This window comes from Simplicispira sp. 125 (assembly GCF_003096555.1).
In the GTDB taxonomy this organism is placed as follows: domain Bacteria; phylum Pseudomonadota; class Gammaproteobacteria; order Burkholderiales; family Burkholderiaceae_C; genus Simplicispira.
Map to the genome: position 1 here is coordinate 2,789,716 of NZ_QEKM01000001.1, position 22,767 is coordinate 2,812,482.

At 65.7% G+C, this 22,767-nt stretch carries 22 protein-coding genes; 17 read left to right on the forward strand and 5 right to left on the reverse strand.

Going from position 1 to position 22,767, the window contains the following annotated elements; all coding sequences use genetic code 11:
* Positions 1-40 precede the first annotated feature (40 nt).
* From C8D04_RS13025 to C8D04_RS13035, 3 genes are read right to left on the reverse strand one after another with little or no spacing between them, the layout of a single operon-like run.
* Positions 41-793: an SDR family NAD(P)-dependent oxidoreductase gene (locus C8D04_RS13025; protein WP_116005237.1), complete on the reverse strand. Its 753-nt coding sequence runs from the start codon at positions 791-793 to the stop codon at positions 41-43.
* Positions 794-2,095 (reverse strand): FAD-binding oxidoreductase, encoded by a 1,302-nt coding sequence (locus tag C8D04_RS13030; RefSeq protein ID WP_116005238.1) that lies wholly within the window; start codon positions 2,093-2,095, stop codon positions 794-796. It lies immediately after the preceding gene.
* Positions 2,092-2,505 carry a GtrA family protein gene (locus tag C8D04_RS13035; RefSeq protein ID WP_116005239.1) on the reverse strand — a complete coding sequence of 138 codons (414 nt, stop codon included), beginning with the start codon at positions 2,503-2,505 and terminating at the stop codon, positions 2,092-2,094. Before C8D04_RS13035 ends, C8D04_RS13030 begins: the two co-directional genes overlap by 4 nt.
* On the opposite strand from C8D04_RS13035, the gene C8D04_RS13040 reads away from it, so the two are divergent.
* The 7 genes from C8D04_RS13040 (at position 2,505) to C8D04_RS13070 (ending at position 11,641) form a co-directional block, all read left to right on the forward strand.
* Positions 2,505-3,419 (forward strand): decaprenyl-phosphate phosphoribosyltransferase, encoded by a 915-nt coding sequence (locus C8D04_RS13040; RefSeq protein WP_233521173.1) that lies wholly within the window; start codon positions 2,505-2,507, stop codon positions 3,417-3,419. The genes C8D04_RS13035 and C8D04_RS13040 overlap by 1 nt on opposite strands.
* 2 nt (positions 3,420-3,421) lie before the next feature.
* Positions 3,422-3,841: a divergent PAP2 family protein gene (locus C8D04_RS13045; RefSeq protein WP_199563058.1), complete on the forward strand. Its 420-nt coding sequence runs from the start codon at positions 3,422-3,424 to the stop codon at positions 3,839-3,841.
* Positions 3,842-3,890: 49 nt separating this feature from the next.
* A complete protein-coding gene (locus C8D04_RS13050; RefSeq protein WP_116005242.1) occupies positions 3,891-4,607 on the forward strand; it encodes a TetR/AcrR family transcriptional regulator in 717 nt (238 codons plus the stop codon).
* Positions 4,600-6,024 (forward strand): efflux transporter outer membrane subunit, encoded by a 1,425-nt coding sequence (locus C8D04_RS13055; RefSeq protein ID WP_116005243.1) that lies wholly within the window; start codon positions 4,600-4,602, stop codon positions 6,022-6,024. Before C8D04_RS13050 ends, C8D04_RS13055 begins: the two co-directional genes overlap by 8 nt.
* A 38-nt stretch (positions 6,025-6,062) precedes the next feature.
* Positions 6,063-7,250, forward strand: a complete 1,188-nt coding sequence (locus C8D04_RS13060) for an efflux RND transporter periplasmic adaptor subunit (protein ID WP_116005244.1) — start codon at positions 6,063-6,065, stop codon at positions 7,248-7,250.
* A gap of 12 nt (positions 7,251-7,262) precedes the next feature.
* The gene (locus C8D04_RS13065; RefSeq protein ID WP_116005245.1) at positions 7,263-10,340 is read left to right on the forward strand and encodes an efflux RND transporter permease subunit; all 3,078 of its coding nucleotides are present in this window, start codon (positions 7,263-7,265) and stop codon (positions 10,338-10,340) included.
* 98 nt (positions 10,341-10,438) lie between these two features.
* A complete protein-coding gene (locus C8D04_RS13070) occupies positions 10,439-11,641 on the forward strand; it encodes a phosphohydrolase (RefSeq protein ID WP_116005246.1) in 1,203 nt (400 codons plus the stop codon).
* Here C8D04_RS13070 and C8D04_RS13075 read toward each other — a convergent pair.
* Positions 11,611-12,570, reverse strand: a complete 960-nt coding sequence (locus tag C8D04_RS13075) for a MerR family transcriptional regulator (protein WP_116005247.1) — start codon at positions 12,568-12,570, stop codon at positions 11,611-11,613. The two genes, C8D04_RS13070 and C8D04_RS13075, sit on opposite strands and share 31 nt — an antisense overlap.
* Positions 12,571-12,774: 204 nt before the next feature.
* Here C8D04_RS13075 and C8D04_RS13080 point away from each other — a divergent pair, with 204 nt between their 5' ends.
* From C8D04_RS13080 to C8D04_RS13120, 9 genes are all read left to right on the forward strand, one after another.
* Positions 12,775-13,302: a glutathione peroxidase gene (locus C8D04_RS13080; protein WP_165829149.1), complete on the forward strand. Its 528-nt coding sequence runs from the start codon at positions 12,775-12,777 to the stop codon at positions 13,300-13,302.
* Positions 13,303-13,537: 235 nt separating this feature from the next.
* Positions 13,538-14,842: an FAD-dependent oxidoreductase gene (locus C8D04_RS13085; protein WP_116005249.1), complete on the forward strand. Its 1,305-nt coding sequence runs from the start codon at positions 13,538-13,540 to the stop codon at positions 14,840-14,842.
* A complete protein-coding gene (locus C8D04_RS13090) occupies positions 14,839-15,609 on the forward strand; it encodes a DUF1365 domain-containing protein (RefSeq protein WP_116005250.1) in 771 nt (256 codons plus the stop codon). The genes C8D04_RS13085 and C8D04_RS13090 overlap by 4 nt, the downstream gene beginning before the upstream one ends.
* A 26-nt stretch (positions 15,610-15,635) precedes the next feature.
* The gene (locus C8D04_RS13095; protein ID WP_116005251.1) at positions 15,636-16,853 is read left to right on the forward strand and encodes a cyclopropane-fatty-acyl-phospholipid synthase family protein; all 1,218 of its coding nucleotides are present in this window, start codon (positions 15,636-15,638) and stop codon (positions 16,851-16,853) included.
* Positions 16,850-17,407 (forward strand): chalcone isomerase family protein, encoded by a 558-nt coding sequence (locus C8D04_RS13100; RefSeq protein ID WP_116005252.1) that lies wholly within the window; start codon positions 16,850-16,852, stop codon positions 17,405-17,407. Before C8D04_RS13095 ends, C8D04_RS13100 begins: the two co-directional genes overlap by 4 nt.
* The gene (locus C8D04_RS13105; RefSeq protein ID WP_116005253.1) at positions 17,404-18,711 is read left to right on the forward strand and encodes an MFS transporter; all 1,308 of its coding nucleotides are present in this window, start codon (positions 17,404-17,406) and stop codon (positions 18,709-18,711) included. Before C8D04_RS13100 ends, C8D04_RS13105 begins: the two co-directional genes overlap by 4 nt.
* Positions 18,708-19,253, forward strand: coding sequence for a DUF3833 domain-containing protein (locus C8D04_RS13110; RefSeq protein ID WP_116005254.1), 546 nt, complete (start codon positions 18,708-18,710; stop codon positions 19,251-19,253). Before C8D04_RS13105 ends, C8D04_RS13110 begins: the two co-directional genes overlap by 4 nt.
* Positions 19,250-20,032: an SDR family NAD(P)-dependent oxidoreductase gene (locus C8D04_RS13115; protein ID WP_116005255.1), complete on the forward strand. Its 783-nt coding sequence runs from the start codon at positions 19,250-19,252 to the stop codon at positions 20,030-20,032. Before C8D04_RS13110 ends, C8D04_RS13115 begins: the two co-directional genes overlap by 4 nt.
* The gene (locus C8D04_RS13120) at positions 20,032-20,481 is read left to right on the forward strand and encodes a nuclear transport factor 2 family protein (protein WP_116005256.1); all 450 of its coding nucleotides are present in this window, start codon (positions 20,032-20,034) and stop codon (positions 20,479-20,481) included. The genes C8D04_RS13115 and C8D04_RS13120 overlap by 1 nt, the downstream gene beginning before the upstream one ends.
* A gap of 123 nt (positions 20,482-20,604) precedes the next feature.
* Here the strand turns inward: C8D04_RS13120 and C8D04_RS13125 are convergent, their stop codons facing one another.
* Positions 20,605-21,219: a glutathione S-transferase C-terminal domain-containing protein gene (locus C8D04_RS13125; protein ID WP_116005257.1), complete on the reverse strand. Its 615-nt coding sequence runs from the start codon at positions 21,217-21,219 to the stop codon at positions 20,605-20,607.
* 104 nt (positions 21,220-21,323) lie between these two features.
* Between C8D04_RS13125 and purB the strand changes: the two genes are divergently transcribed.
* Positions 21,324-22,703, forward strand: a complete 1,380-nt coding sequence (gene purB / locus C8D04_RS13130) for an adenylosuccinate lyase (protein ID WP_116005258.1) — start codon at positions 21,324-21,326, stop codon at positions 22,701-22,703.
* Positions 22,704-22,767 lie beyond the last annotated feature (64 nt).

Consider the following 22,767-nt stretch of genomic DNA (forward strand, 5'->3'; position numbering starts at 1 on the left):
ATTCAAGCACAAAACTCTCACCCATCAAAATATTGCGGCACTATATATCAAGCTTGTTGAATATTTTATAAGGTATGTGCTGGATTATTTTCATAATGATTGCCCATTTTTTTGGGGTATAAAGCACTGGCCTTCCCGCCATGACCGCATCGACAATCTCCTTTGCAACATCGTCAACCATCGCCAGCCTGGCTCCCTTTGCCTTGAGGTGAGCGGTCATGGGGGTGTCGGTCGGGCCAGGCTTTACCAACACCACCTTGACACCTGTCCCTGAAAAACGGTGCTGCAGCCCTTGGGCATAACGCGCGATCATCCCCTTGGCGGCGCCATACACATAGTTGGATTTCCGCCCTCGGTCTCCTGCCACAGACCCAATCAATGCCAAGGTGCCACATTTGGCCTTCTCCATTTCCTTGGCGAATGCCTCTGCAAAGAGAACTGGCGACACACCGTTGATTTCCAGTGCTTCGCGACAAGACAGAAGATCAGTCTGACACTCGGTTTGTTCGGGCAGCGACCCATGGGCTATCAGTGCGACATCAATGGGACCCGATTTCGCAATCGCTCCGACCATCGCGTCTATGGCCACAGGATCCAGAAAATCTGACTGAATGACCCGAATCTCGGATTGGGGACTGCGAACTCTGAGATCCACCGCCACCCGTTCAACGCGCCGGGCATCACGGCCTACCAATGTCAGGTCTATTGGCATTTGCTCTAGCCAACGCCTGGCACATCGTTCAGCAATCGCAGATGTGGCGCCAACGATAACAATTTTCTTGGTGTTTTGCATTCAACTTCCCAGCAAGCGGCGTGAAAATCCGGAACTGATACCCGGATCCCGGTATTTAATGAATTCCGTCAAGCGCGGATAGCCCGCCTCAAAGAGATCTCTGGGCATTCGTGCATCTTTGGCCGGATAAAGACGCCCCCTCGCTTCTCGGACGACAGCATCCAGACGCTCGAACAGCTTGTGCGTGCGCGTCCCCCGGTTCGGAAAGTCCAGCGCAAGTGTCACCCCGGGTTGCGGGAAACTCAGCATGCCCAAGGGCTGGCGGTTGCCGAATGTCTTCAGCACGGCAAGAAACGAGCCATCTCTTGAGCGGGATATCTCTCGCAGCATGGCCTGAATGGCGTCTTGCCCCACATCGCGTGGCACCACACTTTGGTACTGGAAAAAACCCTTGGGACCATACATTCGATTCCAATCGTGCAGATGGTCGAGAGGGTAGAAAAATGACTCATGATGAGCGACAAAATGCCCCGCTTTCCACTGGTGGAGGCGGTAGTACGCTGCATTCAGGGGACGCAAGGACAGCTGATTGACCATGGAAACAGGGGGTTCCACAGGAACACCGAAACTGCGCACCTTGGGCGCCGGGCCGTGTTCAGCACGGGTGTGATTGCCGCGCATGAAAAGGCCCCTACCACGGCCCGGAGCCAGACAGTCAATCCATGACACGGTGTGCTCCCAAGCTGCCTCAGAATCATCCGCAAGCCGAAAAAACTCATCCAGTCCAGCATAGGGAATGGTCTCCGTGTCCAACCATGGGCCACTCACGGGACGCAACTGGATCTCCGCCTGTGTGATCACCCCTGTGAGGCCGATCCCACCCACAGTAGCGCTGAACCACTCTAGGCACTCGTCCGGTCCACACTGGATGATTTCTCCGTTAGTGCGTGCAATGGTGAGACTTTTGACATGGTCTCCAAATGACCCCAACACATGGTGATTCTTGCCGTGTACGTCGTTCGCAATGGCACCGCCCACGGTCACCAACTGGGTGCCTGGAGTGACGGGAAGAATCCAGCCACGGGGAATAAACAGCCGCTGAATGTCCCTTAGCAGAACTCCCGCCTCGCACACGAGCCGCCCGGTACAGCTATCAAAAGCGATGAAATGATCGAGGGAAGTCGTGACCCAGAGTGTGCCCCTTGGGTTCAGGCAGACGTCACCGTAGCTGCGGCCCATGCCATGGGCCACACCTGGATGAGGCCCCTGAACAACCACATCCTTGACACTGTGCAGATCCGAAAGGCCTACAACGTGGTGGGGATCGGCACTCAGGCGTCCCCACGAGCCCACCGGCCTCATCCGGGCTCCGCCCGGAAAACGTAGCGTTTGTCGAGGTGGTATTTGGCCAAGTAGCCGATTGCCAGACCTAACACACCACCGAGGTAACGCATTTCTTTGGTTTCAAAAACATGATGGAAACCAAACTCAAAGCCCCAGAAAATCATGGTCGTAGCCATTCCCATGACGGTGTAAAGTGCGAAAATCCGAGTGTCATGTCCAACGCTGCGTGCTTGGAAACGAAAGATATAGCGCTTGTCCAGAATGTACTTAACGACAAGCCCGACTCCCGTGCCAAGTGTCACCGAGGCAATAACGGAAAACTCGCCACTGTAGGCACGAATAAGCAGATCCTGAGCGCTGATGTTTGCTGCGGTTGCAATGAGTGCAAAAATGGCATAGTTAATTGCCAGTTTAGACAAGGCAAACATTGGATGACACCGCCGAGGCTCAAAAATCAATGAATGGTACCGCAACCACCCACTCACCTCGCATGCACATGATGGGCCTCATCCAGCTCATGCGTCCAAAGCAGTGGGTTAAAAACGGCTTTGTTTTGGCTCCGTTGATGTTTTCAGGTACCTTCATGGACGGAAGGGCTGTCAGCCATGCACTACTGGCCATGCTGTTGTTTTGCATCGCGTCATCGGCCGCTTATGTCGTCAATGATCTTCACGACATTGAGCGCGATCGTCTCCACCCCAAGAAATCCAAGACACGCCCCCTGGCTTCTGGCGTCGTCTCGCTGCCCAGCGCATTGATCCTACTGGCAATTCTCTACGCCGTGCTGGTATGGGGCTGGTTTATGGCCCCCAAGGTAGGGATGATCATCGCAGCCTATTGGGCTTTGAACTTGGCGTACACCTTCGTTCTCAAGCACCAGCCAGTGGTCGATATTTTCACCATCGCCATCGGTTTTGTCCTGCGCGTTTACGCAGGAGCCATGGCCCTGGAGGTTCCCGTGTCCTCATGGATGTTCATCACGACCCTGTGTCTGGCACTGTACCTGGCCGCCATCAAGCGGCGCCAGGAACTCAGCCAAAGCGGCACAGAGGGTCGCAGGGTCCTCGAAAAATACACTGTCGCACTGGTGGATCGCTATGCCGAGATGTCTGCAACCGGGGCGCTGCTCTTCTACAGCATGTTTGTGATGTCCACCAAGCCCGAGTTGGTGATCACGGTGCCGTTGGTGCTGTTCGGCCTGTTCCGCTACTGGTTCGTGGTCGAGGCGCTGGATGGGGGAGAGTCGCCCACGGACGCATTGTTCGTGGACTGGCAGTTGTTGCTCACCATATTGATATGGATTGCCACCTGCAGTTGGGCGCTTTGGCCGGTGCGGGGGTGATCGTGGACTTCTCGTACGCTTTGACCCCATTTCTTGCATGGCTCATCGCTGGAGCCTCCAAGTTCATCATCAACAGCTTCAAGGCAAAAAAGCTCGCATTCGGCTTGATTGGCTACGGAGGACTGCCCAGCAACCACAGTGCGATCGTCAGCAGCATGGCCGCGCTCATTGCCCTCAAAGAGGGTATGGGAACACCTGCCTTCGGCGTTGCCGTTACCTTGGCCTTTGTCGTGGTGCTTGACGCCAACAGCTTGCGCCAGCAGGTGGGGAAGCACGCCACAGCCATCAACAAGATGGCAGCCGGTGCGCCAGATCACCAAATTTTGCGTGAACGCATGGGCCACACCCGATGGGAGATTGCGGCCGGCATCGCTGTCGGCATCGCTGTCGCTGCGATGGTGAACGCGACTTTGGTCGGTTGACACAACACTTTCAAACAACTGTTTGAATTTGGTGTTCTAATGCGGCCCCATGGCCGTCCGTGAACCCGACCGAGCATCCACGCCACGCAACCCACGCAGCGACAGCGAGCCCACGCGCGAGCGGCTGTTGCTGGCAGCGCTGCAGCTGTTTTCGCAGCAGGGCTATGCACGCACGTCGGTGCGCGCCATTGCCCAGGAAGCCGGTGCCAACGTGGCCGCCATTGCCTACCACTTTGGGGACAAGGCCGCCCTGTACACCGCCACGTTCTACGAGCCCCTGGGCAGCAGCCAGGAGCTGATTGCCTACTTCGCCGAACCGGGCATCGGGCTGGAGACGGCACTGCAGCGCTACTTTGAAAGCTACCTGGAGCCGCTGCGGCACGACGACCTGATGCGCCAGTCGCTGCGGCTGCACATGCGCGAGCTGCTGGACCCCACGCATGTGTGGCCTGCGCTGATCGAGCGCGAATGCCGCACCCCGCACATGGCCCTGCTGCGCCTGCTGTGCCAGCATCTGGGCGTGGCCCGAGTGGACGACGACATGCACCGCCTGACCTTTTCCATTGCCGCGCTGGTGATGCAGATGTGGACGCAGCACGACGTGCTGCACGCCGTGGCGCCCCGGCTGACGCGGCCGCAGGCCCTTTCTGCCTGGGCACAGCGCCTGACCGGCTACGCCCTGGCCATGGTGCACAGCGAAGCCGAGCGCCGCCGCGCACCGCCATCCCGCCCCCCCCATTCCCGAAAGGTCCCTCCCCATGCCTGACCCACGCTTTCGCCGCCTCTGGTGGGCAGCCTGCCTGCCTCTGGCGCTGGCTGCCTGCGCCACCCAGGCGCCGCCGCCGCAGGTGGATGCACCCACCCCCACCGCCTGGCAGGCTCCGCTGCCGCACCAGGGATCAGTGCAGGCCCTGGGCGACTGGTGGGCACAGTGGGGCGACCCGCTGCTGGTGGAGCTGGTACGCGATGCGCAGACACTGAGCCCGGATCTTGCGCAGGCGCAGTCGCGCATCGTGCAGGCGCGTGCCGCACTGACGGGCAGCCGCGCTGCGTTGGCGCCCTCGGTGGACGCACAGGCCAGCGCCAGTCGGGGCTTTAACGAATCGGTCCGCGCCGTGGCCAGCACCGCCCAAACGGGGCTGCAGGCACAGTGGGAAATCGACCTTTGGGGTGGAAATGCTGCTGCCGAGCGCGCCGCCAGCGAGCGGCTGCAAGGTGCACAGGCGCAATGGCATGCCGCTCGCGTGAGCGTGGCGGCCGAGGTGGCGCTGCAGTACAGCGGCCTGCGCACCTGCCTGCAGCAGCAGGCCATTGCCGAAGACGACGAGCGCTCGCGCACGCAGACCGCCCGTCTGTCGCAGCAGAGCGAACGCGCGGGCTTCACCGCCCCGGCGACCCACGAACTGGCCCAGGCCAGCGCCGCCGAAGCCGTGGTGCGCAGCGCCCAGCAGCGCATGCAGTGCGCGCTGGAACTCAAGGCACTGGTGGCACTAACCGGCCGCGACGAAGCCACGCTGCGCCCCCAACTGGCGCCCACACCGCTGCAGCCGCCGTCCGATGCGCTGCTGCACATTGCCACGCTGCCCGCGCAGGTGATTGGCCAGCGCCCCGACGTGTACGCCGCCGAACGCGAGGTGGCCGCTGCCAGCGCCGACGTGGGCCAGGCCCAGGCCCAGCGCTACCCGCGCCTGGCGCTCAGCGGCACCATTGGTGCCGCCCATGTGCGCACGCAGGGGCTGCAGACCGACTTGAACACCTGGTCCATCGGCCCGCTGGCCCTGAGCCTGCCGCTGCTCGACGGTGGCCGCCGCGCCGCGCAGGAAGAGGCCGTCCGTGCCCGCTATGACGAAGCCGTGGCCCTGTACCGCACCCGCGTGCGCCTGGCCGTCAGCGAGGTGGAGCAGGCCCTGGTCCGGCTGGACGCCAGCGTGGGCCGCACGGCCAGCGCCCAGGCCGCCGCCGAGGGCTACCGCACCGCCTTCCGCGCCACCGAGGCACGCTGGCGCGCCGGACTGGCCAGCCTGCTGGAGCTCGAAGACGCACGCCGCACCGCCCTAGCGGCCGACCAGTCTTTGGCGCTGCTGGCCCACGAGCGCGCTGGCGCCTGGGTCACCCTGTACCGCGCTGCGGGCGGTGGCTGGGACGGCCCCACCGCACACGCTGCCAGCGCCAGCATGCACTGACCACCCTGATTTCACCCCTGGATGACCGGAGCTTTTCCATGCCCGCACTGAAACCGTTTCCCGCCTCCCTGGCCCTGGCAGCCGTCCTCGTTCTGGGCTGCACCGCTGCACTGCTGTACACCGGCACATCGCGCGCTGCCGACGAGGCCCCCGCGACCGCAGCGCGCCCCGCGCTCACAGTCAGCACTGCGCAACCCCAGCGCGGCGCCGTGCCGCTGCGCCTGGCCGCCAATGGCAACGTGGCCGCATGGCAGGAAGCCAGCATTGGCGCCCAGAGCAATGGCCTGCGCCTGGATGCGGTGCTGGTGAACGTGGGCGACGTGGTCAAGGCGGGCCAGGTGCTCGCCCGCTTCTCGCCCGAGGTCGTGCAGGCCGAGCTGGCCCAGGCGCGCGCCAGCCTGCTCGAAGCCCAGGCCGTGGCCGCCGAAGCCGCCGCCAATGCCGAACGCGCCCGGTCGCTGCAGGCCACGGGCGCACTGAGCCAGCAGCAGATCCAGCAATTCACCACGGCCGGCCAAACCGCCCAGGCCCGCGTAGAAGCTGCGCGCGCCCTGCTGCAGACGCAGCAACTGCGCCTGCAGCACACCCAGGTGCGCGCACCCGACAGTGGCGTCATCTCGGCCCGCACTGCCACCGTAGGAGCAGTCGTGGGCGCGGGCACCGAGTTGTTCCGCATGGTGCGCCAGGGCCGCCTGGAATGGCGTGCCGAAGTGACCTCCACCGAGCTGGCGCGCATCCAGCCCGGAACCAAAGCGCGCGTCACGGGGGCCAGCGGCGCAACGACCGAAGGCACGGTGCGCATGGTGGCGCCCACCGTGGACCCGCAAACGCGCAATGCGCTGGTCTATGTGGACCTGCCTGCCAAAACGGATTTCCGCGCCGGCATGTTTGCCCGCGGCGAATTTGCGCTGGGCAGCACCGATGCGCTCACCATCCCCCAGGAAGCCCTGGTGGTGCGCGACGGCTTCTCCTACGTCTTCGTGCTGGGGCCACAGCAGCGCGTGCAACAACGCAAGGTGCAAACCGGCCGCCGCATCGCCGACCGGGTGGAGATTCTTTCGGGTCTGGAGGCCGACGCCTCCATCGCGGTGCGTGGCGCCGGTTTCCTCAATGACGGTGACCTGGTGCGCGTGTCCCCTGCGCCTGCGGCCACATCCGGTCTTGAAAAATTTAAAGAAAATAGGGCTCTAGCGCTTACCAGCAAAGCGCAAGCAGCTCTTATTTGAGGAGCATTCTCCATGAATGTCTCGACCTGGTCGATCAAGAACCCCATCCCGGCGCTGATGCTGTTTGTGCTGCTGACCTTTGGCGGCCTGCTGTCCTTCAACGCCATGAAGGTGCAGAACTTTCCCGACATCGACTTGCCCACCATCTCCGTCACCGTGGCGCTGCCCGGGGCAGCGCCCGCGCAGTTGGAGAACGATGTGGCGCGCAAGATCGAGAACAGCATCGCCACGCTGCAGGGTCTCAAGCACATCTACACCAAGGTGCAGGACGGCGGCGCCACCATCACGGCCGAGTTCCGGCTGGAAAAACCCACGCAAGAGGCGCTGGACGATGTGCGCTCGGCCGTGGCGCGCGTGCGCGGCGACCTGCCGGGCGACGTGCGCGACCCCATCGTGACCAAGATGGACCTGGCTGCCCAGCCGGTGCTGGCCTTCACCATCGCATCGCCGCGCATGGACGACGAAGCCCTGTCCTGGTTCGTCGATAACGACGTGGCGAAGAAGCTGCTGACCGTGCGCGGCGTGGGCGCGGTCAGCCGCGTGGGCGGCGTGGACCGGCAGGTGCATGTGGCCCTGGACCCGCTGCGCCTGCAGGCGCTGTCGGCCACGGCGGCCGACATTTCGCGCCAATTGCGCCAGGTACAGCAGGAAAGCGCCGGCGGGCGCACCGACCTGGGCGGCAGCGAGCAACCCGTGCGCACCCTGGCCACGGTGCAGTCGGCGCAGGAGCTGGCTGGCCTGTCGCTGGCGCTGCCCGACGGGCGCGCGGTGCGCCTGGACCAGCTCGCCACGGTGCGCGACACCTTTGCCGAGCCGCGCGCGCTGGCGCTGCTCGACGGCCAGCCGGTGGTGGGCTTCGAAGTAGCGCGCAGCAAGGGCGCGAGCGAGGTCGAGGTAGGCGCCGCCGTGCAGGCCGCACTGGCAGAGCTGCGCGCACAGCACCCCGGCCTGGAAATCACCGAGGCCTTCAACTTCGTCGCGCCGGTGCAGGAGGAATACGACGGCTCCATGCACCTGCTCTACGAAGGTGCGCTGCTGGCGGTGCTGGTGGTGTGGCTGTTTCTGCGCGACTGGCGCGCCACTTTTGTCTCGGCGGTGGCGCTGCCGCTGTCGGTCATTCCAGCCTTCATCGGCATGTACCTGCTGGGCTTCTCCATCAACGTGATCACTTTGCTGGCGCTGTCACTGGTGGTGGGCATTCTGGTGGACGACGCCATCGTCGAGGTGGAGAACATCGTGCGCCACCTGCGCATGGGCAAGTCGCCCTACCAGGCCGCCATGGAAGCGGCCGATGAGATCGGCCTGGCCGTGGTTGCCACCACCTTCACGCTGATCGCGGTGTTTCTGCCCACCGCCTTCATGAGCGGGATCGCAGGCAAGTTCTTCAAGCAGTTCGGCTGGACAGCCGCGCTCGCCGTGTTTGCCAGCCTGGTGGTGGCGCGCGTGCTCACGCCCATGATGGCGGCCTACATCCTCAAGCCCATCGTGGGCGAACACAAAGACCCGCGCTGGATGGGCGTGTACCTGCGCTGGGCCTCGTGGTGCGTGCGCCACCGCTGGCTCACCTACGGGGCCACGCTGGCCTTCTTCATCGGCTCGCTGGCCCTCATTCCGCTGCTGCCCAAGGGTTTTATTCCGCCCGACGACAACTCGCAAACCCAGGTGTACCTGGAGCTGCCCCCCGGCGCCACGCTGGCACAGACACGCGCCGTCTCCGAAGATGCACGCCAGCGCCTCATGCAGGTGGCACACATCCAAAGCATCTACACCACCATCGGCGGCGGCTCGGCCGGCGGCGACCCGTTCGCGCCCAGCGGCTCGGCCGAAACGCGCAAGGCCACGCTCACCATCCGATTGGCCGAACGCGGCGTGCGGCCCCGCAAGCAGGGCATCGAACAGAACATCCGCACAGCACTGGAGACCTTGCCTGGCGTGCGCTACAAGGTCGGCCTGGGCGGTTCGGGCGAAAAATACATCCTGGTGCTCACCGGCGATGACCCCCAAACCCTGACCAGCGCCGCCCTGGCCGTCGAAAAAGACCTGCGCACCATCCCCGGCCTGGGCAGCATCTCGTCCACGGCCAGCCTGGTGCGCTCGGAGATCGCCGTGCGCCCCGACTTTGCCCGCGCCGCCGACCTGGGCGTCACCAGCAGCGCCATCGCAGAGACCCTGCGCATCGCCACCGTGGGCGACTACGATGTGGCGCTGCCCAAGCTCAACCTCGCATCGCGGCAGATTCCCATTGTGGTCAAGCTGCAGGACGGCGCCCGCCAGGATCTGGCGCTGCTCGAACGCCTGACCGTGCCGGGCAGCAAGGGCCCGGTCATGCTGGGCCAGGTGGCGCAGCTTGAATTCAGCGGCGGCCCCGCCGTGGTGGACCGCTACGACCGCGCGCGCAACGTCAACTTCGAGATCGAACTGTCGGGCCAGCCCCTGGGTGATGTCACGCAAGCCGTGGAGGCCTTGCCATCGCTGCGCAACCTGCCCCCAGGCGTGCGCCAGGCGACGGTGGGCGATGCCGAGGTGATGGGCGAACTGTTCGCCAGCTTTGGCCTGGCCATGCTCACGGGCGTGCTGTGCATCTACATCGTGCTGGTGCTGCTGTTCAAGGACTTCCTGCACCCGTTCACCATCCTGGCGGCGCTGCCGCTGTCGCTGGGCGGCGCGTTCGTGGGCCTTTTGATTGCGCAAAAGAGCTTCTCGATGCCCTCGCTCATCGGGCTCATCATGCTCATGGGCATTGCCACCAAGAACTCCATCCTGCTGGTCGAGTACGCCATCCTGGCGCGGCGCGAGCACGGGCTCACGCGGTTCGAGGCGCTCATGGACGCCTGCCATAAGCGCGCCCGGCCCATCATCATGACCACGCTGGCCATGGGCGCGGGCATGCTGCCTATCGCCCTGGGCATTGGCACGGCCGACCCGAGCTTTCGCTCGCCCATGGCGGTGGCGGTGATTGGGGGCCTGATCACCTCCACCTTCCTGAGCCTGCTGGTGATTCCCGCCGTGTTCACCGGGGTGGACGACCTGGAACAAAAATTCCGCCGCCTGGGCCGACGCCTGCGGGGACGGCCGCCCGTAGAGCCCTGAACCTTGCGGCACATCAGGTGTCCATGAAATTAGCGCCTGATTCCCCGGGTTTGCGCGCTTTTGCACTGCGCGGCCCCATCCGATAATGCGGCCACACCATGAACCTCGTCCCGCTCAGCATTGACTCCATCCACTTTGGTCAGCCGCTGCCCTTTGTGCTGCGGGGCGCCGATGGGGCCTTGCTGGCGCAAAAAGGTTTCATCATCCGCAACCGTGCGGACCTGAACACCTTGCTGGCCCGGGGCGTGCAACTGTATGTCGATACCGACGAGTCGGGGGAAAGCCACCGCGCCTACCTGGCGGGGCTGCAAAGAATGCTGATCGCCGACACCAACCTTGGCGAGATTGCCACCATGAAGATGAGCGCCGCCGAATCTGCGGCGCGCGAGCGGACGGACACCGGCCCGGCCGACTGGCCCGAACTCCAGGAGCGTGCCACGCAGCTGCTGCGCGCCCCCCAGGCGGGCGATTTCGGCACACGCTTTCAAGCGCTGCACGAGGAGCTGGCGCGCCACACCACCCAGTCGCCTGACGCCACCGTGCTGGCACTGGTCTATCTCTCGGCCCAGGAAACCCGCCTGTACAGCGCGACACACGCCATGCTGGTGTCCTGCGTGTGCATGGTGACGGCGCGCGAAGTGCTGCGCTGGCCCGAGGCCCACACCCTGACGCTGGGCCGCGCCGCCCTGAGCATGAACGTGGCCATGACCGAGCTGCAAGACCAGCTGACACAGCAGGCCCAGCCCCTGACCACCGCGCAGATCGCCGCAGTGGAAAGCCACGCCGCCCGGTCCGAGACGCTCTTGCGCCAGTTGGGCGTGGCCGACCCGCTATGGCTCGAAGCGGTGCGCAACCACCACCACCGCCTGCCCGGCCCCATGGCCGACAAGACCGAGGCGCAGCAGATGGCCCGCCTGATCCAGCGTGCCGATATTTTTGGGGCGCGCCTGGCGCCCCGCGTGGGCCGCTTGCCCATGCCCGTCACGGCCGCCATGCAGGCCAGCTATTACGACGAGCAGCAACAGGTCGACGAAGCAGGCGCCGCGCTGGTCAAAGCCCTGGGCATCTATCCCCCGGGGGCCTTCGTGCGCCTGGCCACACAAGAGATCGCCATCGTGCTCAAACGCGGGCCATCGGCCACGACACCGCGCGTGGCGGTGGTGATGAACCGCTCGGGAATGCCCACCGGAGAAATGATCCCGCGCAACACCGCGCAGCCGTCATGCAAGATCACCGGGCCGGTGGCGCACAAGGATGTGCGCGTACAGCTTCAAGTGGCCCGGCTGGTCGCCATGGTCTGACGGCGCCAACCGGCAACCTGCGCATGCACCGCTCCTAACGCAGGCAGCGCCAGCACCCCCGGCAGTCCCCGCATCTGTAGAAAAGGCGCCTGCCCCCCCGCCCACAAGGCCACCCGCGGCGGCAGCAGCCCGCGCAATTCCCGCAGGCCTGCCTGCGCCACCGGCGCCGGCATGGACGCAGAAAAACTCAGCGCCACGATATCGGTCTGTGCGGCCTGCGCCGCCCGGGCAATCTCGGCCACCGGAGTCTGGGGGCCCAGCGAGAGGCATTGGCAACCCTCCAGCGCCAGCAGCGCCTCGGCCATGAGCAGGCCCAGACCATGCGCTTCCTGCACAAACGTGGTGAGGAGCACACGGGGTGACGCGCCACCCGCCGGAGGCGGCACCCCGGCGATGGCCTGGCGCAGCACACCGGTCAGGCACTCGGTGTACAGGTGTTCCTCGAACACCTGGAACCGCCCCTGCATCCAGGCCTCGCCCACCGCTGTGGTCAGGGGAGCCACCAGGCCCACAACAAAAGCTTCGAGCCCCATGCGCAGCAGGGCCTGGCCCAGTTGCCCACGCAGGCCTTGCACATCGTGCTGGCCCACCAGCACCAGATACGGCTCCACGGCAGTGCCGCCACCCGCCACCTGCGCCACGCCCGCAGGCACCGGGGACGGCGCCACGGGCAGCAGCGCCTGCAGGGCATCGGGGGCCAACGCCACGATGCGCCCAGGCCGGTGGCCCGCATCCATCAGACGGCAGATGGTGCGCAAACGCTCGACCTGCTCGGCCGGGTAGCTGCGATCGCCCGCCGCGTCGCGCCCAGGTTGCGGGAAGCCATAGCGGCGCTCCCACACCCGCAGAGTGTCCTTGGACAAACCGGTATCGCGCTCGACCGCTGCTATGGAATAGCACTGCGCCGCGTCGCCCTGGCCCTCATTCATGCATTGCCCATTGGTTTACGTTTCTCCACCATGCCTGCCCAACACCCTGCGAGGTCACTCACGAGGCTCCAGCACACATAGACAAAATGTGCTTAAATTCTATCTTGTCCTAGACAAACAAGGAATTGTCTAATGAAATATTTCTACTCCACCGCTCTGCCGACCCTCTTGGCCTGCGCGCTGCTGATGCCTGTGACGCCCGCCATGGCGCAGCAAACCCCCAGCAATGATGCCTGCCCGGTCCTGTTGCAGCACAGCTTTCTGCGGCTGCAGGACGAAAAACCGCAGTCGCTGTGCCAGTACCGCGGCAAGGTGCTGCTGGTGGTGAATACCGCCAGCTACTGCGGCTTTACGGGCCAGTACAAGGAGCTCGAAGCCCTGCATGCGCGCTACCAAAGCAAGGGCCTGGTGGTGCTGGGCTTCCCCTCCAATGATTTTTCGCAAGAGAGCGGCAGCAACCAAGAGATTGCCGCATTTTGCGAGAACACCTTTGGCGTGCGCTTTCCCATGTTTTCCAAAAGCAGCGTGAAGGGGCCGCAAGCCAACGCCTTGTACCAGCAACTGGCCCAGCAGACGGGGCAGGCGCCGCGCTGGAACTTCCACAAATACCTGATCGGCCGTGACGGCACGGTGGTGGACAACTACTCCAGCCTGACCAGCCCCGACAGCCGCAGCGTGGTCCGCGCCATTGAACAGCAGCTCGCGCGGCCTGCCCCAGGGGGCCAGCCATGAAACCTCACGATCTTCACAATCAATTGCACATCGGAGGCTGGAACTTTCTGAAACGCGCCCCACTCTATGAAGCACCAGGGTGTCAGACATGCCCTTTTGTTTCTGTGTTGCGAAGCCTTTTGGCCGTTTGTGTGCCGACTGAAACCCCGAGGCGCTTCTCCTCCCTCCCTCTCTTCTTCGTTTCGGGACGCTTCGCAACTTTTTTCTTCCCAACCCCTGCCCTCGGGGGGCGCCCATGAGGGTCGCCATCGTCGGCTCCGGCATCGCCGGTCTCGCGGCAGCGCATGCCCTGCGCGGCCAGGCGCATACCACGCTCTTTGAAGCAGGCCACTATTTTGGCGGCCACACGCACACGGTGGACGTGACCCTGCCCACAGCGCACGGGCCTGCCACCCACGGCGTGGACACGGGCTTCCTCGTATTCAACGAGCGCACCTACCCCCATCTCATCCGCCTGCTCGCGGAACTGGGCGTGGAAACCTCGCGCTCCGACATGTCGTTCTCGGTGCAGGTGCCAGGTGCGCGGCGCGGCGGCCCGCTGGAGTGGAGCGGTACCAGCCTGTCCACCGTTTTTGCCCAGCGCAGCAACCTGGCCAGCCCCCGCTTTTGGGGCATGCTGACCGATCTGCTGCGCTTTAACGCCCTGGCCACCCGGCTGGCCCAGGAGCACAACGACGCCGCACTGATGCAGCCCCTGGGCGAGTTCCTGGAAACGCACCGTTTTGGCGCCGCCTTCCGCGACTGGTACCTGCTGCCCATGCTGGGCTGCATCTGGAGCTGCCCTACGGACCAGATGCTCCAGTTCCCGGTGGCCACCATGGTGCGCTTTTGCCACAACCATGGCCTGCTGCAAGTGAACGACCGGCCCCAGTGGTGGACGGTCACGGGCGGCGCCCGCCGCTATGTGGACAAGATCGTCGCGGGGATCGACGACGCCCGGCTGAACACCCCCGTGCGCCGCATCGAACGCGACGCCGCCGGTGTGCGCGTGGTGACCGATGGCCGCACCGAGCATTTCGATCGCCTGGTGCTCGCCACCCATTCCGACCAGGCCCTGGCGCTGCTGGCCACCCCCACACTGCAGGAAAAGACCGTGCTGGGCGCCATCCGCTACCAGCCCAACCGCGCCGTGCTGCACACCGACACCTCGGTGCTGCCCACACGCCGTGCCGCCTGGGCCGCCTGGAACTACGAGCGTGCGCCGCAGGATGGCCAGGGTTCGGCCCAGGTGTGCCTGCACTACCTGCTCAACCAGCTGCAGCCGCTGCCGTTCAGCCAGCCGGTGGTGGTGTCGCTGAACCCGGTGCGCGCCATCGACCCAGCCCAGGTGCTGGGCAGCTACGACTATGCCCACCCGGTGTTCGACCTGGCCGCCATCCGGGCCCAGCCCCTGGTGGGCCTGCTCCAGGGGCGCCAGCACACCTGGTTTTGCGGCGCCTGGACAGGCTACGGCTTCCACGAAGACGGTCTCAAGTCAGGCCTGGCTGCGGCCCAGCAGCTGCGTGCCACGCTGCCCGGACCGCTGGCGGAGGCCGCATGAAGGCCGACCGCCCGTTGATCGGTTTTGGCGAGGTGCGCCACACCCGGCTGCGCCCCCGGCACCATGCCTTTGTCTACCCCACCTGCTTTCTCATGCTGCCCATGCGCAGCCTGCCCGAAGCAGCCCAGGCACTGGCCATCAACCGGCGCGGTGCCCTGAGCTTTTACGACACCGACCACGGCGATGGCCGCACGCCCACGCAAGGCGGCGCCCTGGCCTGGCTCGATGGCCTGCTGCAGGCCGAGGGCATTGACGACGCGACGGGCCAGGTCTGGCTGCACTGCTACCCGCGCATGTGGGGCCACACCTTCAAGCCCGTGAGTTTCTGGTACTGCCACCGCACCGACGGCAGCCTGCGCACCATCGTCGTCGAGGTCAACAACACCTTTGGCGAGCGGCACTGCTACCTGCTGGACGCCCCGCGCTATGGCGTCGAGATGCAAGCGAACAAGGTCTTCCATGTATCGCCGTTTTGCGAGGTGCGCGGGAACTACCATTTTCGCTTCCTGCGCACGCACAGCGCCGGCCAGGAGCGCACCGTGGTGCGCATCGACCACGGCGACGAAGACGGCCTGCTGCTGCAAACCAGCGTCAGCGGCGTGCTCGAACCCATCACGCCGCTCACCCTGCGCCGCGCCTTGTGGGGCTACCCCGCCATGACCCTGGCCATCGTCGCCCGCATCCACTGGCATGCGCTGCGGCTGTGGTTCAAGCGCGTGGGCTTTCACCGCAAGCCCGCCCCCCCCGCCGCCCCTGTATCCCGCTGAATCTCTCCTGCTACCGAAGCCCCGCCATGAACAGCACCACCGCCGACCTCCGCAACCTGCCTGCGGGCATCCCCGCCGCTGCGCGCACCGTGCTGCAACTGCTGCAGCGCCTGCAGCAGGGCGCGCTGACCCTGCAGCTGCCCGACGGCACATTGCGCCACTTTGGCCCCGGCGGCAGCCCGGCGGCGGCCATCACGCTGCGCAACTGGAACGTCTGCAGCGCCGCGCTGCGCTCGGGCGACATCGGCTTTGCCGAGAGCTATATCGCAGGCGACTGGACCACGCCGCACCTGACCGACCTGCTCACGCTCTTCATCGCCAACCGCCACCAGGTCGACAGCATGGTCTACGGCAGCTGGGCCGGTCGCCTGCTGTACCGCGTGCGCCACCTGCTGCACCGCAACACCCGTGCGGGCAGCCAGAAAAACATCCATGCGCACTACGACCTGGGCAATGCGTTCTACCGGCTCTGGCTGGACGACACGATGAACTACTCGTCCGCCTGGTTCCAGGGCGATCCCACGGGCGACCTGCGCACCGCCCAGCACGCCAAAGTACGCCGCGCGCTGGAGCAGGCCGGCGTGCAGGCGGGCGACCGGGTGCTGGAGATCGGCTGCGGCTGGGGCGCACTGGCCGAGATGGCAACGGCTGAAATGGGCGCATCGATCACGGGCGTCACGCTCTCGACCGAGCAACTGGCGTTTGCCCGTGCACGCATGGAACGCCTGGGCACCAGCGCGCAGGCCGACCTGCGCCTGCAGGACTACCGCGATATCAACGATGGGCCCTACGACGCCGTGTGCTCCATCGAGATGGTCGAAGCCGTGGGCCGCGCCTACTGGCCCACCTACTTCCAGTCGGTGCACCGGCTGCTCAAGCCGGGCGGGCGCGCCTGTATCCAGAGCATCGTCATCGACGACCGCCTGTTCGAGCGCTACATCGGCTCGACCGACTTCATCCAGCAGTACATCTTTCCCGGCGGCTGCCTGCCCTGCCCGCGCGAATTCCGCCGCGAGGCGCAAGCCGCAGGCCTGCGTGTGCAAGAAGAATTTACCTTTGGCGCGGACTACGCCGAAACCCTGCGCCGTTGGCGCGAGCGCTTTCTGGCGCAGCGCGCGCAGATCCTGCAGCAGGGCTTTGACGAACGCTTCATGCACATCTGGGAGTTTTACCTGGCGTACTGCGAGGCGGCGTTCACCATGGGTGACATTGATGTCGTGCAATACACCCTGGTCAAACCATGACTATCAAAAAAATAGCTGCTTACGCCCTATTGACGGGCGCTACAGCCATTTTTTCTATAAATTCTGCAACCGCTCAATCTGCGGATGCCGCCAGCCCGCTGCCCGGCACCCGGCTCGCGGGCCAGGGCCTGCTGCGCTTTTGGGGCCTGGAGATCTACCGTGCCCGGTTGTGGCTGCACCCTGCATTTCAGCCTGCGCAGTACGCGGCCCACCCGCTGGCCCTGGAACTGACCTACCTGCGCAGCTTCAGCGCGCAAGACATCGCCCAGCGTTCCCTCCAGGAAATGCGCCGCGTGGGCCCCTTCCCCCCTGCCCAGGGCGAGCGCTGGCAGCAGGCGCTGCAGGCTGCGCTGCCCGACGTGCAGGCTGGTGACCGGCTCACTGGCCTGTACCAGCCCGACCAGGGCGTGGTGTTCCAGAAAAACGGGCAGGCGGTCGGTGCCGTGCCCGATGCCGCCTTTGCCCGCCTGTTCTTCGGCATCTGGCTCTCGCCCCAGACCTCCGAGCCCGCACTGCGCCAAGCCCTGCTGGCGCTGCCCGCCACCGCCCCATGAGCACGCCCACCCCTCGCCTGACCACCCGCCAGGGCCTGGCCTACGGCCTGCTGGGGCTGCCGCTGGCCTTTGCCGCGCTACCGCTGTATGTGCTGCTGCCCAACCACTATGCGCGGGAATACGGCATGCCGCTGGCCACCGTGGGCGCCGTGCTGCTGGCCGCACGGCTGCTGGACGCCGCCACCGACCCCCTGCTCGGCCGCTGGAGCGACCACCTGTTTCAGCGATCGGCCCGCGCTGTGCTGGCCGCTGGGGCGGTGTCGGCGGTGGTGCTGTGGCTGGGGTTGGCGGGGCTTTTTTTCCCGTCCGTGCAGGGCGTGCCTGCGCTGACCGCCTGGGCGCTGTGCCTGCTGGTGCTCACCAGCCTGGCGTACAGCCAGATGGGCATCGCACACCAGGCCTGGGGCGCGCGGCTGGGCGGCGACGAAGTGCAGCGCAGCCGCATCGTGGCCTGGCGCGAAGGCGCTGCGCTGGTGGGGGTGGTGCTGGCCTCGTTGGTGCCCGCTCTGCTGGGCCTGCCGGTGATGCTCGGCGTGTTTGCCGCGGCCCTGCTGCTGGGCTGGTGGGCCTGGACCCGCGCACCTCGGCCGTCCAGCGCCGCACTGCAGGCCCCCGTGCCCCGCGCCGCGCTGTGGCATCCCTGGCGGCAAGCGCCGTTTCGCCGCCTGATGGCGGTCTTCCTAATCAATGGCATTGCCAGCGCCATCCCCGCCACACTGGTGCTGTTCTTCGTGCAGGACCGCTTGCAGGCACCGCCCGCGCAGGAGCCCTGGTTCCTGGGCAGCTACTTTGTCTGTGCCGCCCTGTCCATTCCGCTGTGGTTGCGCGCCGTGGCACGCTGGGGGCTGGCGCGCACCTGGCTGGCGGGCATGCTGCTGGCGGTGGCGGTGTTTCTGTGGGCCGCCGCCCTGGGTGCGGGCGATGGCCTGCCTTTTCTGGCGGTGTGCGCGCTCTCCGGCGTGGCGCTGGGCACCGACCTGGCCCTGCCCGGCGCCCTGCTGGCTGGCGTGGTGGCCCGGCAGGGCGACCGCGACCGCCACGAAGGCGTGTACTTTGGTTGGTGGAACCTGGCCTCCAAGCTCAACCTGGCCCTGGCGGCGGGCCTTGCGCTCCCGCTGCTGGACGCGCTGGGCTACACGCCCGGCACCCGCGACCCCACCGCGCTGCACACCCTGGGCCTGGCCTACGCCCTGCTGCCCTGCACGCTCAAGCTGCTGGCAGCGGCAGGCCTGTACTTGCTCATCCTGCGCCCATCCACCCCGGCGGCCCCGCCTGCCGCCCCGCAGATCCGGAGAACCCCATGACCCTGCAACGCCGCTCCCTCCTGTCCGCCGCCGTGCTGGCGCCCGCCCTGCTGTCGGGCTGTGCCAGCCAAAACCTGGCCGGGTACGCAGCCGAAAAGCCCGTGCTCGACCTGGCCCGCTATTTCAACGGCACCATAGACGCCCACGGCATCTTTCAGGACCGCAGCGGGCAGATCGTCAAACGCTTCACCGTGCTCATGCAATGCCACTGGGAGGGCCACCAGGGCGTGCTGGACGAGGCCTTTACTTATTCGGACGGCAGCACACAGCGCCGCGTGTGGCGCCTGACGCGCCATGCCGATGGCCGCTACACCGGCACCGCCGACGATGTGGTGGGCCAGGCCACCGGGCAGACGCAGGGCAACGCCTTTCGCTGGGGCTACACCCTGGCGCTGCCCGTCGATGGCCGGGTGTTCCATGTGGAGCTGGACGACTGGATGTACCTCATCGACGAGCGCGTCATGCTCAACCGCGCCCGCATGAGCAAATGGGGCGTCTACCTGGGCGAGATCACACTCTCATTTACCCGGCGCGGCCCATGAGCCTGAACCCCCGTATCACCCACTGGCAGGGCCGCAGGGTCTGGCTGATCGGCGCATCCAGCGGCATTGGCCGGGCCACGGCAGCGGCCCTGCACGCACGCGGCGCGCAGGTCATCGTCTCGGCGCGCAGTCCCGGCACGCTGGCCGCATTTGTGGTGGCGCACCCCGGCAGCCAGGCGTTGCCGCTCGATGTGACCGCGTTGGCCCAGGTGCAGGCTGCGGCCGCGCAGGTGCTGGCGCAGGGCCCGCTGGACCTGGTGTGCTATTGCGCCGGCACCTACCAGGACATGCGCGCCACCGGTTTTGACCTGGGCACCATGCTGCAACACACCGCCGTGAACTACACCGGTGCGCTGCACTTGCTCGATGCCGTGCTGCCCGCCCTGCTGGCATCGGCCACATCCGGGCGCCCCGGCCATATCAGCCTGGTCAGCAGCGTGGCGGGTTTTCGCGGCCTGCCCAAGGGGCTGGCGTATGGGCCCACCAAGGCAGCGCTCACGCACCTGGCGGAAACGCTGTACCTGGACCTGCACGACCTGGGCCTGGGCGTGAGCGTGGTGCACCCCGGCTTTGTGGACACGCCCCTCACGGCAAGCAACCATTTCCGCATGCCGGCCCTGATCACGCCCGCCACCGCCGCCGCCGCGCTGCTGCGCGGCTGGGAGCGCGGTGCATTCAATATCCACTTCCCCCGGCGCTTCACCGGGGGCATGCAGTTGCTGCGCCTGCTGCCCTACCGGTGGTACTTTGCGGCCGTGCGCCGCTTTACTGGACTGTGATGACCCTTGCCTGCCTGCCCCCGGAAGAAGCCATCACGCGGCTGGTGGAATGCTTTGAAAACCTGCAGCCCGCCACCGTGGCCGAACTGGGCCGCCTGTATGCCCCCGACGCGCGCTTCAAGGACCCGTTCAACGAAGTGCAGGGCGTGCCCGCCATCGAAGCCATCTTCCAGCACATGTTTGGGGCGCTGGAGCAGCCGCGCTTTGTGGTCACAGGCCGGGTGGTGCAGGGCGCACAGTGTTTTCTGACCTGGGATTTTTGCTTTGCGATGCGCAATATCCACCAGGGCGTGGAACAAAAGGTGCGCGGCGCCACGCACCTGGTGCTGGACGACCAGGGCCTGGTCACCCTGCACCGCGACTATTGGGACGCCGCTGAAGAGCTGTACGAGAAACTGCCCATGCTGGGCGCGCTGATGCGCTGGCTCAAGCGGCGCGCGCGCAGCTAATTCTGTTTCCAAATCATTCGTGTCTAGGCGCGAAGCCGCAGACAGTGCTGTAGCACGGCAAGGCGAAGCAACAACGACACGGATGATTTAGAAATGGAATAACGCAGGCCGAACGAGCGGCGTTTAACCAGGCTGGGACTCGGAAAAACTCGGACGCAGCGCCAGCTTGTCCATCAGCCGGGCCAGGTTCGGGTGCTCGGCCCGCCAGTCAATCTCGGGGAAGCGGAACGACAGCCAGCCCAGCGCGCAGCCCACGGCGATGTCGGACAGGCTCAGATGGATGCCGCTGCAAAACGGCTTGTCGCCCAGGCCCTGGGCCATGGCCTTCAGGCTGGCGTCCACCTTGCCCATCTGGCGCTCGATCCAGGCGGGGCTGCGCTGGCTTTCCGAGCGCCCTTCAAACGTATTTTCCAGGCGCACCAGGATGGCCGCGTCCAGCATACCGTCGGCCAGCGCCTCCCAGGTCTTGACCTCGGCGCGCTCACGGCCTGTGGAGGGAATGAGCCTGCCCACGGGCGAGAGGGTGTCAAGGTATTCCACGATCACACGCGAGTCGAACACCGCCTCGGCGCCCTCCATCACCAGGCAGGGCACCTTGCCCAGCGGGTTGGAGGCGGCAATGGTGGTGTCTGCGGCCCAGACGTTTTCCTGCAGAAACTGGTAGTCGAGTTTCTTTTCCGCCATGACAACGCGCACCTTGCGCACGTAGGGGCTGGTGGTGGATCCGATCAGTTTCATGCTTGTGCTTCCGTGGCTCAGGCGCCGTGGGTGCGCCGGGCTGCTGATTCTATCGACACCCGCCCACGCCTGCCTGACAGGTGTGAGACCTACAATACCGCGCCATGAGCCTGTCCACCATTACCGCCCTTTCGCCGCTCGACGGCCGTTACGCCCCCAAACTGGCCCTGCTGCGCCCCATCATGAGCGAGCACGGCTACATGCACCGCCGTGTGCAGGTGGAGGTGACCTGGTTCATCGCGCTCTCGGACGCCGGTTTTGCTGAATTCAAGCCCCTGTCCCCCGGCGCCCGCGCCTACCTGCAGGGCCTGGCGAAGAACTTCTCGGAGGCCGACACCCAGGCCATCAAGGACATCGAGAAAACCACCAACCACGACGTGAAGGCCGTGGAGTACTGGATCAAAGCGAAGTTCGAGGCACGCCCCGAACTGGAGAAAGCCGCCGAGTTCGTGCACTTCGCCTGCACCAGCGAAGACATCAACAACACCAGCCACGCGCTGCAGCTGCGCGCCGGCCGCGACCAGGTGGTGCTGCCCAGCCTGGACCGCATCGTGCTCAAGCTGCGCGAAATGGCCCATCTGCATGCCGACGTGCCCATGCTCAGCCGCACGCACGGCCAGACGGCCAGCCCCACCACCGTGGGCAAGGAAATGGCCAACGTGCTCATGCGCCTGCACGGCGCCATCGATCGCATTGCCGCCGTGAAGATCATGGGCAAGATGAACGGCGCCGTGGGCAACTACAACGCCCACCTCTCGGCCTGGCCCGAGTTCGACTGGGAGGCCTTCTCGCGCCGCGTGATCGAGACGCACGAACCCGAAGGCCTGGGCCTGACCTTCCAGCCCTACAGCATCCAGATCGAGCCGCACGACTACATGGCCGAGCTGTTCGACGCCGTGGCGCGCGCCAACACCATCCTGATCGACCTCTCGCGCGACATCTGGGGCTATGTGAGCCTGGGCTACTTCAAGCAGCGCCTGAAGGCTGGCGAAATTGGTTCGAGCACCATGCCGCACAAGGTCAACCCGATCGACTTCGAGAACGCCGAAGGCAACCTGGGCCTGGCCAACGCGCTGTTGCGCCACCTGTCGGAAAAGCTCCCGGTGAGCCGCTGGCAGCGCGACCTGACCGACAGCACGGTGCTGCGCAACATCGGCGTGGCCCTGGGCTACGCCACGCTGGCCTACACCTCGCTGCTGACCGGCCTGAACAAGCTCGAACTCAACGAGGAAGCCCTGGCCGCTGACCTGGACGCCTCGTGGGAAGTGCTGGCCGAGCCCATCCAGACCGTCATGCGCCGCTACGGTGTGCAGGGCGCCTACGAAAAGCTCAAGGAAGTCACACGCGGCAAGACGGTGACCGCCGAGGCGCTGCACGGCCTGATCCGCTCGCTCGACATCCCCGAGCCCGAAAAGGCCCGCCTGCTGGCGATGACGCCCGCCAGCTACGTCGGCAAGGCCGCCGAGCTGGCGCGCCGGGTCTGACCGTTTCTTCAAGCCTTTTTGGCCTCCAGCGCTTATCAAATAAGCGCTGGCAGCTATCATTTTT

What these genes read in the sequence shown, in the direction of transcription:
- C8D04_RS13025 (WP_116005237.1), bottom strand. Translation starts at nt 793, where the DNA reads ATGCAAAACACCAAGAAAATTGTTATCGTTGGCGCCACATCTGCGATT.
- C8D04_RS13030 (WP_116005238.1), bottom strand. Translation starts at nt 2,095, where the DNA reads ATGAGGCCGGTGGGCTCGTGGGGACGCCTGAGTGCCGATCCCCACCAC.
- C8D04_RS13035 (WP_116005239.1), bottom strand. Translation starts at nt 2,505, where the DNA reads ATGTTTGCCTTGTCTAAACTGGCAATTAACTATGCCATTTTTGCACTC.
- C8D04_RS13050 (WP_116005242.1), top strand. Translation starts at nt 3,891, where the DNA reads ATGGCCGTCCGTGAACCCGACCGAGCATCCACGCCACGCAACCCACGC.
- C8D04_RS13055 (WP_116005243.1), top strand. Translation starts at nt 4,600, where the DNA reads ATGCCTGACCCACGCTTTCGCCGCCTCTGGTGGGCAGCCTGCCTGCCT.
- C8D04_RS13060 (WP_116005244.1), top strand. Translation starts at nt 6,063, where the DNA reads ATGCCCGCACTGAAACCGTTTCCCGCCTCCCTGGCCCTGGCAGCCGTC.
- C8D04_RS13065 (WP_116005245.1), top strand. Translation starts at nt 7,263, where the DNA reads ATGAATGTCTCGACCTGGTCGATCAAGAACCCCATCCCGGCGCTGATG.
- C8D04_RS13070 (WP_116005246.1), top strand. Translation starts at nt 10,439, where the DNA reads ATGAACCTCGTCCCGCTCAGCATTGACTCCATCCACTTTGGTCAGCCG.
- C8D04_RS13075 (WP_116005247.1), bottom strand. Translation starts at nt 12,570, where the DNA reads ATGAATGAGGGCCAGGGCGACGCGGCGCAGTGCTATTCCATAGCAGCG.
- C8D04_RS13080 (WP_165829149.1), top strand. Translation starts at nt 12,775, where the DNA reads ATGGCGCAGCAAACCCCCAGCAATGATGCCTGCCCGGTCCTGTTGCAG.
- C8D04_RS13085 (WP_116005249.1), top strand. Translation starts at nt 13,538, where the DNA reads ATGAGGGTCGCCATCGTCGGCTCCGGCATCGCCGGTCTCGCGGCAGCG.
- C8D04_RS13090 (WP_116005250.1), top strand. Translation starts at nt 14,839, where the DNA reads ATGAAGGCCGACCGCCCGTTGATCGGTTTTGGCGAGGTGCGCCACACC.
- C8D04_RS13095 (WP_116005251.1), top strand. Translation starts at nt 15,636, where the DNA reads ATGAACAGCACCACCGCCGACCTCCGCAACCTGCCTGCGGGCATCCCC.
- C8D04_RS13100 (WP_116005252.1), top strand. Translation starts at nt 16,850, where the DNA reads ATGACTATCAAAAAAATAGCTGCTTACGCCCTATTGACGGGCGCTACA.
- C8D04_RS13105 (WP_116005253.1), top strand. Translation starts at nt 17,404, where the DNA reads ATGAGCACGCCCACCCCTCGCCTGACCACCCGCCAGGGCCTGGCCTAC.
- C8D04_RS13110 (WP_116005254.1), top strand. Translation starts at nt 18,708, where the DNA reads ATGACCCTGCAACGCCGCTCCCTCCTGTCCGCCGCCGTGCTGGCGCCC.
- C8D04_RS13115 (WP_116005255.1), top strand. Translation starts at nt 19,250, where the DNA reads ATGAGCCTGAACCCCCGTATCACCCACTGGCAGGGCCGCAGGGTCTGG.
- C8D04_RS13120 (WP_116005256.1), top strand. Translation starts at nt 20,032, where the DNA reads ATGACCCTTGCCTGCCTGCCCCCGGAAGAAGCCATCACGCGGCTGGTG.
- C8D04_RS13125 (WP_116005257.1), bottom strand. Translation starts at nt 21,219, where the DNA reads ATGAAACTGATCGGATCCACCACCAGCCCCTACGTGCGCAAGGTGCGC.
- purB (WP_116005258.1), top strand. Translation starts at nt 21,324, where the DNA reads ATGAGCCTGTCCACCATTACCGCCCTTTCGCCGCTCGACGGCCGTTAC.